At 57.0% G+C, this 10,488-nt stretch carries 7 protein-coding genes and 8 tRNA genes; 1 reads left to right on the top strand and 14 read right to left on the bottom strand.

Features of this window, described 5'->3' with window-relative positions:
* Positions 1-247 precede the first annotated feature (247 nt).
* The 10 genes from ACI5FR_RS32530 to ACI5FR_RS32575 form a co-directional block, all read right to left on the bottom strand.
* A complete protein-coding gene (locus ACI5FR_RS32530; protein WP_405462364.1) occupies positions 248-1,684 on the bottom strand; it encodes a CdaR family protein in 1,437 nt (478 codons plus the stop codon).
* Positions 1,668-2,489: a diadenylate cyclase CdaA gene (cdaA, locus tag ACI5FR_RS32535; protein WP_405462366.1), complete on the bottom strand. Its 822-nt coding sequence runs from the start codon at positions 2,487-2,489 to the stop codon at positions 1,668-1,670. The genes ACI5FR_RS32530 and cdaA overlap by 17 nt, the downstream gene beginning before the upstream one ends.
* Before the next feature lie 164 nt (positions 2,490-2,653).
* Positions 2,654-3,259 carry a zf-HC2 domain-containing protein gene (locus tag ACI5FR_RS32540; RefSeq protein WP_405462369.1) on the bottom strand — a complete coding sequence of 202 codons (606 nt, stop codon included), beginning with the start codon at positions 3,257-3,259 and terminating at the stop codon, positions 2,654-2,656.
* Positions 3,260-3,407: 148 nt separating this feature from the next.
* Entirely contained in the window at positions 3,408-3,980 is a 573-nt protein-coding gene (sigW, locus tag ACI5FR_RS32545; RefSeq protein ID WP_405462371.1) for an RNA polymerase sigma factor SigW, read from the bottom strand.
* A gap of 211 nt (positions 3,981-4,191) precedes the next feature.
* Complete coding sequence (locus tag ACI5FR_RS32550) at positions 4,192-5,103, bottom strand: EamA family transporter (protein ID WP_405462374.1); 912 nt, start codon at positions 5,101-5,103, stop codon at positions 4,192-4,194.
* Between the two features lie 113 nt (positions 5,104-5,216).
* Positions 5,217-8,006, bottom strand: a complete 2,790-nt coding sequence (ppc, locus tag ACI5FR_RS32555; RefSeq protein WP_405462377.1) for a phosphoenolpyruvate carboxylase — start codon at positions 8,004-8,006, stop codon at positions 5,217-5,219.
* Between the two features lie 148 nt (positions 8,007-8,154).
* Positions 8,155-8,225: transfer RNA gene (locus tag ACI5FR_RS32560), tRNA-Gly, on the bottom strand.
* Positions 8,226-8,243: 18 nt separating this feature from the next.
* Positions 8,244-8,320, bottom strand: a tRNA-Pro gene (locus tag ACI5FR_RS32565).
* Positions 8,321-8,349: 29 nt separating this feature from the next.
* A tRNA-Arg gene (locus ACI5FR_RS32570) sits at positions 8,350-8,426 on the bottom strand.
* Between the two features lie 6 nt (positions 8,427-8,432).
* Positions 8,433-8,507: transfer RNA gene (locus ACI5FR_RS32575), tRNA-Gly, on the bottom strand.
* A gap of 304 nt (positions 8,508-8,811) precedes the next feature.
* Between ACI5FR_RS32575 and ACI5FR_RS32580 the strand changes: the two genes are divergently transcribed.
* Positions 8,812-9,972: an oxalate decarboxylase family bicupin gene (locus tag ACI5FR_RS32580; RefSeq protein ID WP_405462380.1), complete on the top strand. Its 1,161-nt coding sequence runs from the start codon at positions 8,812-8,814 to the stop codon at positions 9,970-9,972.
* A gap of 56 nt (positions 9,973-10,028) precedes the next feature.
* On the opposite strand, the gene ACI5FR_RS32585 is transcribed toward ACI5FR_RS32580, so the two are convergent.
* The 4 genes from ACI5FR_RS32585 to ACI5FR_RS32600 form a co-directional block, all read right to left on the bottom strand.
* Positions 10,029-10,108, bottom strand: a tRNA-Leu gene (locus tag ACI5FR_RS32585).
* An 11-nt stretch (positions 10,109-10,119) separates the two neighbouring features.
* Positions 10,120-10,195, bottom strand: a tRNA-Lys gene (locus ACI5FR_RS32590).
* A gap of 78 nt (positions 10,196-10,273) precedes the next feature.
* Positions 10,274-10,345: transfer RNA gene (locus tag ACI5FR_RS32595), tRNA-Gln, on the bottom strand.
* A gap of 67 nt (positions 10,346-10,412) precedes the next feature.
* A tRNA-Thr gene (locus ACI5FR_RS32600) sits at positions 10,413-10,488 on the bottom strand.

Here is a 10,488-nt window from a genome sequence, read left to right on the forward strand (position 1 = left end):
CGAATAGCAACTTTGCGTGCAGCTAACGACCGTAAACCGCGAAAATGTTGCTGAAAAGGCAACATTTCAGTTGGAAATAGGTTCTTTCGAGACAGAAATGTTGCAATTTGGGGCAACAAGTTCTTCATTTGAGCTGTGAAATCCAGAAAAATGTTGCCTATTGAGCATCATTGAGCCCGGCGTGCATCTCCCAGTTGACACGCCTGCACAGCTGCATGCCCCGCGCCCCGGCGTGCCGCGGCGGGGCCTACCCCGCACCGCCGCTCCGGCCGCCGCTCCCGGCGCCCGCGCTGCCCGTCGGCGTCGGCTGCGGGGTCGGCTGCGGCGTTGGCGTAGGCGCCGGCGTCGCCGTGCCCGACGGCCCGGCCGGACCGCCGCTCGGCGTCGGGCTCGCGCTCGTCCCGCCGCTCACGCCGGCGTTCGCCGGAGCGGCTCCGCCGCCCGCTCCGCCTGCGCCCGGCTTGGCGCTGATCTCGACCATCGCCCGCAGGTCGGCGCCGGTCCTCCGTACGAACGGCGAGACGTTCACGCTGACCGGGACGTCATGCTTGCCCGGGGGCAAGTTGCTGACATCGACGATCGCCTGCACATCCGTCACCTTCAGCTTATCCAGCACCGCCGGCGCCCCTTCCAGCGTGAAGGAGACCACGCCGTTCGTCGGCGACGTAATCTTCGTATCGTACATATCGTTCTGGCCTACGATCGTCAGCGGCACCTGGTCGAAGGCGCGAGTCGTCGACGGCACGATCTCGACCTTGACATCCACCTTCGGCGGATCAAGGGTGGTGACCTTGTTCCGCAGCGGAATATCGAGCGTGAACGTCTTGCTCTCCTTGAGCCCGGTCAGGTCCACCGAAGGCCCTTCATAGAATTCGAGCGTGTTTAGCAGTTCTTGTGGGCCGTAGACCGTAATCTGCTCCGCGCTAGGCGTGAACGACGCCACACTATAGCCTGCAAGCGGCGATCCGGTCGTTTTGATCCGCAGCGGCATTTTCTTGAACGGCTGAGTGATCGGCACTTCGACGTCGACCACCTGAGGATTCATCGACACGTCCAGCGGCTTGCCGTTCTTGTCGTAGGCGACGAGCTTCACTTGCTTCGTCACCGCGCTGGAGGCGCTCTCCACGCTCACGTCAGCCCGTACGGAGGCGACGCTGTCTATTAGGCTGCTAGGCGCCGTGACGATAACCCGCATCGGGCGGATGACCGGCTGCCCGGCTTTGTACCCGTTGACCGGGTTCCCTGTGACGTTCGCCGTCACCGGCATTTCCTTCTGCTGCTTGCCCTCGAGCACAACCTTCGCATATGGCGGGTAGATTGACACCTCGACCCCATTCGGGAACTTTTCCGGCGTAAGCGGCAGCGTATTCTCCCCGACCTTGGCGTTCGTCAGATCGAGCACGATCCGGTACGTGGCGGTGTTCACCTTTTTGAGCGCGGTATCCTTGCCCTTCACCTTGATCATGACTTCGGCCGGATCAATGGATTGGATGTGGTAGGTCTCGCTATCGTAGATCGGCGTTACCTTGACGTTCGTGATCGTATTCTCCCGCTCCGTAGGCAGAGCACTGCCCGGAGTCGTTTTCTCGTCGGTCTGGACGGCGAACCACAGCAGCACCCCGAGCACGAGTGCGATCACTTTCAGGACATTCGGCTTACCGAGCCATTCATTCATTCGACCCATCTTGACCCCCCTTTCTCTTCCAGAAAGAAGGCTTATCTTTGGTTTTCGGACGCAGCTCTTCATACAACTTCGACACGAGCGACTCTTCCTTAATGTCGCGAACGATCTGGCCATTGAGCGCCAGCGAGATTTGCCCGGTCTCCTCGGAGACGACGACACAGACGGCGTCCGATACTTCCGACATGCCGATCGCGGCGCGATGCCGGGTCCCGAGCTCCTTGCTGATAAAAGGATTTTCCGACAAAGGCAAGTAACAGCCCGCCGCCATAATCTGACCGTTCCGAATAATAACCGCTCCGTCATGCAACGGCGTATTCGGGATGAAAATGTTAATGAGCAGCTCTGACGTAATCTGGGACCCGATCGGAATCCCGGACTCGACATAGTCGTTCAACCCGGTATGCCGTTCGAACACGACGAGCGCCCCGATTTTGCGTTTCGCTAGATGATTCATCGCCTTAAGGATATGGGCAATCCGCCCCGTGACTTCCTGATCCTCGGTTGAGGACGTCGTGCGGCTGAACAGCCTTCCGCGCCCTAACTGCTCAAGAGCACGGCGCAGCTCCGGCTGGAATATGATAATGATGGCCAATACTCCCAGCGTCAGCATTTGGTCCATGAGCCACTTCAGCGTATTAAGCTTGAACCAGATGCTGAGCGCCCACGTCAGCACGACCACGAAGATGCCCTGCAGCAGTTGTACGGCCCTTGTCCCGCGAACGAGCAGAATTACTTTATAGATGACGTAGCTGACGATCAGGATGTCTACGACATCGTTGATGCCAATCTCTCGAATCCAGTCCATCCGCCAACCCCCGAGCAGCTTTTGTGTAGATTGTTTTAAGGCCGCCTACACCCCATCATACCATATTTTCAACAGAAACCCCACAAAGTGACTTCTCAGGCTGGACAACAAAAAACTCCCTTCATGCAGAAGGGAGGTGTCCGACCGATCGTGTTAAGCCATGTTTACTTGGCCACCGAGGCAAAAAATTGGTTCGTTTTGTACCAGAGCCACTGTACCGCTTGATCCACGGATTTGATATCGCCGGAGATGCGGGCGGTAGAAGCGAGTACATACGAGCCGTCGATGACGACGAGGTTCCCCTCGATGGCGCCGTCTACCTGGATCGTTCCATTCTCGACGACGAGATTGCCGCGCACCGTATGGTCTGCGGGTACGTATACTTGGTTGCCCTTGATGACGACCTGTTCCAGATCCGTGCCTCTCACGATCAGGTCCGTATCCTGGTTCCAGAGCGAGAAGAAGCTGCTCAGCATGACGACGGCGAAAATCGCGGCCGCGGTGGCCGCCGGGTGGCGGCGCACCCAGTTCGTCCAGCTCCTCCGGCGATGCGGGGCAGGCAGCGCCCGGAGCACGCGGTCGGTCATGTGCGGCGGAGCCGCTACGGCGCTGAGGGAGCGGAACAGATGATCCGCCTTCTCGAGCTGCTGGAATCGTTTATGACAGGCGGCGCAGGTTGACAGGTGAGCCTTCAGCTCCATCGCTTGCGTGCCGGATAATTCTCCATCCAGATAATCATGGATCAGTGGGACGGCTTGTTTGCAATCCATCGGAGAGCCACTCCTTTCTGCTTGACGTTCTCGTACGGGTTCCCGGTTCGTTCTGAGAATTCGTATTGTACTATACGTACGACCCCGAAGATTGTTTCACTCATTAACGCCTCTCGGCCAAGTTTTTTCACTTCCACATTCCGGTACATTAGAGTACGATTTCCTTTTCCAGCTTCTGACGCAAAAACTCCCGCCCTCTGTGCACCCGCGTCTTCACCGTCGTGACCGGCATCTCTAGCACATCGCTGATCTCCTGCAGCGACATGTCATGCAGATAGCGCAGGATCACTACCGCCTTGTACTTCTCCGGCAACGAATCGATGGCGTCGCGCACCTGCTGTTGTGTCTCCGACAGGAGCAGCTCGCCTTCGGGTGTCAGATCGGGGCTCGACAGCATCGAGTACCAGTCCGTGCCCTCGCTGTCCGCCACCTCGGCGTCGAGCGAATAGCTCGGCTTGCGCTTGCGCAGCCGGTCGATGCACAAGTTCGTACCGATGCGGTAGATCCACGTCGAGAACTTCTGCGTTTCGTCATACCGGTGGAGGTTCGTGTACACGCGCAGGAACGTCTCCTGCACCACATCCTCGGACTCCTGTACGTTATGCAGCATGCGGTAGGCCATATGATAAATTTTATCCTTGTACAAATCGACCAAATCGATAAAGGCGCGCCGATCGCCGTTCCGGGCGAGCTTGGCCAAGCGCGTTTCCACGTAATTCACCGACATTCCTCCCACGCCTGAACGCTAGCTGAGCTGATTTCTTCTTCCCACAGCCCGTGCCCGTTCAGCGCCGTTCCCTCCGTCCAAGCGTCATGTCCTTCCGACACCGCCAAGACGATCTTTCTCTCTATCGTTCCGTAAGATTCCGTACTCGATGCAGAACCTCTCCATTTACCGTACGGACATCCCGGCGAAAAGTTCCGAAAAGTTGTTATTCCGATCGTTTCGGTTCTTCCTCCCGCTTAGGCTGCCGTTCCGAGACGAAGATCCCGATCAGGATGAGCCCCATTCCTGCCCATTGCATCCACCCGACCGGCTCCTTCAAAATCAGGAATGCCGCCGTAATCGCGACAGGGAGCTCCATAGACGCGAGCATCGCCGCAAGTGTTGCCCCGATACGCGGGATGCCGATATTGAAGGCTACCGCCGGAAGAGCTTGGCCTAGAAAGCCGAGCAGCAAGCCCCAGAGCACGAGCGATCCCGTATTCGACTGGAACACAGCCGCCGGCGGATAAATGATGTAGATGACAGGCAACGCCGCCGTCAGCATAATGACGGACTTCAGAATAGGGTGCGCCGTCGTCCGGACCCTTCCCGTGAAGAACAAAAACACGCTGTAGGTAAACCCGGACAGCAAGCCGAACGCCACTCCCACTCCATCGAGCTCGCTCATCGAAGTGCCGGATACGTCTACCGCGAGCAGCGTCCCGATCATGACGAGAATGACCGCCCCGACCTGGTACTTCGTCGGCCATTTCCGATCGAATCCGCATTCCAGCACGATCGTCATCCAAGTGAACTGGAACAGCAAGACGATCGCCAGCGACGCGTCCAAACGAGACAAGCTGTTGTTTAAGAAAAAGGTAGTCAGCGCCAGCCCGAAAATGCCGATCGCCGACAACCGGATCCAAGGCGTCCGAAACGGATTGGACCAGGCGCGAGGATTCACGAGCAAGAGAACCCAGAGCAGCACCGTCCCCATCGTCACTTGGCTCGCGCTGACTTGCACGTCGTTCCAGCCGCGTTCATACGCCATCTTCACGAGGGGAGACAACAGCCCGTAGCTGGCCGATCCGATCAGCACCAGGATGATGGCCACCCAGCGCCAAGCGGTAGGTTTCATGCAGGGTCCTCCAATTCTTTCCTTCATTGGCTCTACTTTACCCAATTTCATGCAAAAAGTCGAGCCTCCCCCTCAAGAGAGGAGTGGCCCGACTTCGAAGCGTCAAACGAGGATCAGCCGGTGTTCCGCAGGCCGGCCGCGATGCCATTGATCGTAAGCAGCACTTCCCGCAGCAGCTCTGCATACTCGTCCGTCTGCTCCGTCTGGGAGCGTAGCTCGGTGAGCAGTTGCACCTGCAAGTAGCTGAGCGGATCGACGTACGGGTTCCGCAAGCGGATCGATTCCTGGATGACCGGCACGTTGTCCAGAATCTCCTCTTGACCGGTAATTTCTAGAATCAAATCGGAGGTGAGCTTGTACTCGGTCTCGATGAGGCCAAAGATGCGTTCGCCGATGCTCGGATTGGTGATCATGCCCGAGTATTCCTTCGCGATCGGCAGGTCCGCCTTGCCGAGCGCCATCTGGAGGTTGTCGATCATCGTGCTGAAGAACGACCATTCCTTGTACATCTTCTGCAGCGTGCGCAGGTTGTCCGGGTCGCCCTGCGAGAACGTCTGCAAGCCTGAGCCCGCCGCGTACCACGCCGGCAGCAAGTACCGGCTCTGCGTCCACGCGAACACCCATGGAATGGCGCGCAGGTCCTCAAACCGATCGCTGTTCTTCCGCTTGGACGGTCTGGAGCCGATGTTCAGCTCCCCGATCTCCGGCAGCGGCGTCGATTCTTTGAAGAAGGCCATGAAATCCGGATCGCGGAAAATCAAATCCTGGTACTTCGTCTGCGCGTTCTCGGAGATGTCCTTCATGATCTCTTCCCAGGCTCTCTCCTGCGCGTCCGCCTCTACCCCATTCCGAGCCAGCTTGGCCGCGGATATAAGAGCCGAAACCGCCTGCTCCAGACTGCGATACGCAATGCCTTTGAGCGAGTAGCGCGACGACAGTACTTCGCCTTGCTCGGTAATCTTGATGCCTCCGCCTAACGTCTCAGGCGGCTGAGCCATGATACTGCGGTTGAGCGGCATACCTCCGCGGCCTAGAGCGCCTCCGCGGCCGTGGAAGAACTTCAGCTTCACTTGATTGCGTTTCGCGACCTGCGTGATTTGCTTCAGGGCGACGCGCAGCTCCCAGTTGGCGGTCAACACCCCGCCGTCCTTGTTGCTGTCGGAGTAGCCCAGCATGATCTCCTGAAGGCCGCCAAAGCTGTCCAGGCTCGCCTTGTACGCCGGAATGTCGAACAAGGTCTGCATGATGCCCGGAGCCGCATGCAAGTCGTCGATCGTCTCGAAGAGCGGCGCCGGCTGCAGCGTGCAGGTGACACTGCCGTCCGCTTCCCTGCGGTACAAGCCCACTTCCTTGCCCAGCACCATGACCTCCAGCAGGTCGCTGGCGCCTTGCGTCATGCTGATCAAGTAGGTTTGGATGCAGCGGGCACCGAACTCCTGCTGAGCCGCCTTGATCGTCTTGTAGACGTTGATGCATTCCATGGTCCCCTCTGTGTACTCCATGTAAGGCGACACGAGCGGGCGAGGATCGTTCAGCAAGCCGCTCAGCAGCTTGATCTTCTCCTCCTCCGAGAGGGAGGCATAGTTGTCTACGATTTGCATTTTGGCCAGAATCTCCGCCATCGCCGACTCATGCTCTTTGCTATGCTGGCGTACGTCCAGTGTGGCGAGATGGAAGCCGAACAGCTCCACCTGCCGGATGATCTTTTGCACATAATGGTCAGCGGCATAATCGGCGTAGTGACTCCGCAAACTAGCCTCGATGACCTTCAAGTCCGCCGTGAATTCCTCCGGCGAATGATATTTCACGACCGCTTGGGTCCGAGATTGCGTATTCTCGAGCTTCTCCAGCATGTACGACAGCTTGATTCGGTACGGTTCCTTCTCATTGCGCCATACGTCCTCGGTCTTCAGCTGGATCTGCTGCTTGTCCAACTCGATGGAAGCCAGCAAGGCCGGCGTTACGTCCACGATGGACGTGCTAAAGCTGAGGTTCTCCATGAGCCCCTTAAGGGCCTCCTGGTATTTCTGCAGTGTCAGTCCCCGCTGCATCACGAGCGTCTCCCACGTGATCTCCGCCTTCACGGACGGATTGCCGTCGCGGTCACCGCCGATCCAAGAGCCGAAGCGCAGGAAGGAAGGGACGTTCCAGTTCTCGCCTGGGTAGTACTTCTTCAGACACCGCTCCACTTCGCGATACAGATCCGGCAACACCTCGAAGAGCGTCTCGTCAAAGTAGTACATGCCGTTGCGCACTTCGTCCAGGACGGTCGGCTTGCGGTCGCGCAGCTCGTCGGTCTGCCACAGCGTGAGCACTTCGTTCACGAGCTTCTCCCGCAGCTGCTCCCGCTCTCGGTATGTGAGGCCCGGGTTCTCCAGCTGCATGACTTCTTTGGAAATGCGCTGATGAATGTCGAGCACCGCGCGGCGGCTCGCTTCCGTCGGGTGTGCGGTCATGACCAGCTCGAGCGAGATCGTGTTCAGGATCTCCTGGACATCCCGAGGTGGCACATTGGAGGCGCGCAGCTCGTTGATCACGCCTTCGATGGAACCCGGCTGGATTTGCTCCATAGCCGACCGTTCGTAGTCGCGCTTGCGTCGAATACGGTGGTTCTGCTCGGCGATGTTCACCAATTGAAAATAAATGGCGAATGCCCGGATCACCTGGTGGCGGTTCTCCTTGCTCAGCGAACGAATGACGTTCTTGAAGTCCTGGAAGAGCGCCGGATCGGACGATTCCCGCATCTTCTTGCTCATCTCTCGAATTTGCTCGACGATCGTGAGCAGCTCCTGCCCGCCCTGATGGACGAGGACCTCGCCCAGAATGTTCCCTAGAAACCGCACGTCGCGGCGCAGCAAATGATTGGAGCTTACCCGATGTGTGTCATTCTTTACTTCAGACATGGTTCTCTCTCACCTCATTCTCTATATCCTTCAATAATTCGACAACCTTCGCGACATTCCTGCTTTAACGCACTAAACATAATTCTGGAATATTACTAATTATATACACAAAAAAAGACCTTGCGGTCTCTGTGCTTGACTTCTAGGAAGCGGGTGATGGGAATCGAACCCACGCTACCAGCTTGGAAGGCTGGAGTTCTACCATTGAACTACACCCGCATCATGCGAGAATAATAATGGTCGGGACGACACGATTCGAACATGCGACCCCCTGGTCCCAAACCAGGTGCTCTACCAAGCTGAGCTACGTCCCGACAGTACAATATGAAGTTAAAAAGAAAAATGGCGTGCCTTGAGAGATTCGAACTCCCGACCTTTTGATTCGTAGTCAAACGCTCTATCCGGCTGAGCTAAAGGCACATATTCTGGAGCGGACGACGAGATTCGAACTCGCGACCCTCGCCTTGGCAAGGCGATGCTCTACCACTGAGCCACGTCCGCATATGATGTTGAGGGCTTGCCCTTCGTGTCATCCGCTCGTTTCTTTCGCGTTCCGTTTGCGGCGACAAGAAATAATATATCAAAGCTCAGAACAAAAAGCAAGTGTTTTTAATGAAAAAGTTTATGGTTTCTTCTTCCTGCATGCCAAAGGGCTTCAAACTCTATTTTACCCATTCCTACAACATAAATCCCTGTCGCGCATCATACACCAATTGTAGCGTGCTATGCAGGGTTAATACGCCAGTTTATTACGAACAGTGGGGAGTGGGTTATGAACCGTTCAGAACCGCCTAGAGGCCTTCCTATGGACATTCCACAGCCGATCCGAAGCGACGGTGCGGGAAACGTCGATCTGGGGCCTCGCGATATCATGAGGGATCGGGAAAACCCGGATATGCTCGTCCCGCCTGTGACGGATGCCGGGTTAATCCCGAATCTGCGTTATTCGTTCTCGGATACGCACATGCAGTTAAACCACGGCGGCTGGTCCAGGGAAATTACGGTGCGCGAGCTCCCGATCGCAACTACGATGGCGGGAGTCAATATGAGCTTGACCCCGGGTGGCGTCCGTGAGCTCCACTGGCACCAGCAGGCGGAATGGTCGTATATGCTGCTGGGACGCGCCCGAATCACGGCTGTGGACCAGAACGGGCGCAATTTCATCGCCGATGTCGGTCCCGGTGACTTATGGTACTTCCCTCCGGGCATCCCACATTCGATTCAAGGGCTGGAGGGAGGGTGCGAGTTCCTGCTCGTCTTCGACGACGGCAGCTTCTCCGATTTGAATACGTTATCCATCTCCGATTGGTTCGCCCATACGCCTAAGGAGGTGCTGTCGGCGAATTTCGGCGTACCTGAATCCGCCTTTGACCGGATCCCTACGGATCAGGTGTACATCTACCAGGATCGTGTACCCGGCCCGATCGAGAGCCAGGCTATCGCTTCCCCATACGGCACGATACCGCTAAGCTTCAAACATGAGCTGCTCGCCCAACCCCCCATACGAACACCTGGGGGCAGCGTGCGCATCGTCGATTCGAGGAACTTCCCGATCTCCCGGACGATCGCGGCCGCGCTTGTGGAGATCGAACCCGGCGGCATGCGGGAGCTGCATTGGCACCCCAATAACGACGAATGGCAATACTACCTGACCGGACAAGGGCGGATGACCGTGTTCGCCGGCAATGGGGCCGCCCGCACCTTCAATTACCGGGCCGGCGATGTGGGATACGTGCCATTTGCTTTTGGTCATTACATCCAGAACACGGGGACCGAGCCTTTATGGTTCTTGGAGATGTTCAAGAGCGACCGGTTCGAAGACGTGTCCCTCAATCAGTGGATGGCCCTGACGCCTACGCACCTCGTCCAGACGAACCTGAACGTCGGCCCTGAGCTGACCAACGCTTTACGCAAAGAAAAATGGCCGGTCGTGCGCTATCCCGGCTATGGGTATGTCCCTAAATAAGCACGGTTTCCGATTGTAACGTAAAAAAAGACCCCTGCAAGGGGTCTTTGCGTTAGTGCGCGTAGAGGGACTTGAACCCCCACGGTCGCCCGCTAGATCCTAAGTCTAGTGCGTCTGCCAATTCCGCCATACGCGCGAGATAAAACATGGTGAGCCATGTAGGACTCGAACCTACGACACCCTGATTAAAAGTCAGGTGCTCTACCGACTGAGCTAATGGCTCGCAAGATAAGACACGGGGTCCCCGAAAAGTAATCGGAATTAACATCGAAGCGATACGTCACTTTTTGGGGTATAGAAACTGGGGATCTAGGATTCGAACCTAGGAATGACGGAGTCAAAGTCCGTTGCCTTACCGCTTGGCTAATCCCCATCGGATTGGAAGCTTGCTGCTGTAGTATCTCCGATTTCGACCCGATTCATGAGGCTTGTAGAAAAAATGGTGCCGTCGAGAGGACTTGAACCCCCAACCTACTGATTACAAGTCAGTTGCTCTACCAATTGAGCTACAACGGC

It is taken from the genome of Paenibacillus sp. HJGM_3, from assembly GCF_045062745.1.
GTDB lineage: Bacteria > Bacillota > Bacilli > Paenibacillales > NBRC-103111 > Paenibacillus_AA.

Excerpts from the sequence above, each read along its gene's own strand:
- ppc (WP_405462377.1), bottom strand. The coding sequence starts at position 8,006 with ATGTCTGAAGTAAAGAATGACACACATCGGGTAAGCTCCAATCATTTG.
- ACI5FR_RS32530 (WP_405462364.1), bottom strand. The coding sequence starts at position 1,684 with ATGGGTCGAATGAATGAATGGCTCGGTAAGCCGAATGTCCTGAAAGTG.
- ACI5FR_RS32580 (WP_405462380.1), top strand. The coding sequence starts at position 8,812 with ATGGACATTCCACAGCCGATCCGAAGCGACGGTGCGGGAAACGTCGAT.
- ACI5FR_RS32550 (WP_405462374.1), bottom strand. The coding sequence starts at position 5,103 with ATGAAACCTACCGCTTGGCGCTGGGTGGCCATCATCCTGGTGCTGATC.
- cdaA (WP_405462366.1), bottom strand. The coding sequence starts at position 2,489 with ATGGACTGGATTCGAGAGATTGGCATCAACGATGTCGTAGACATCCTG.
- ACI5FR_RS32540 (WP_405462369.1), bottom strand. The coding sequence starts at position 3,259 with ATGGATTGCAAACAAGCCGTCCCACTGATCCATGATTATCTGGATGGA.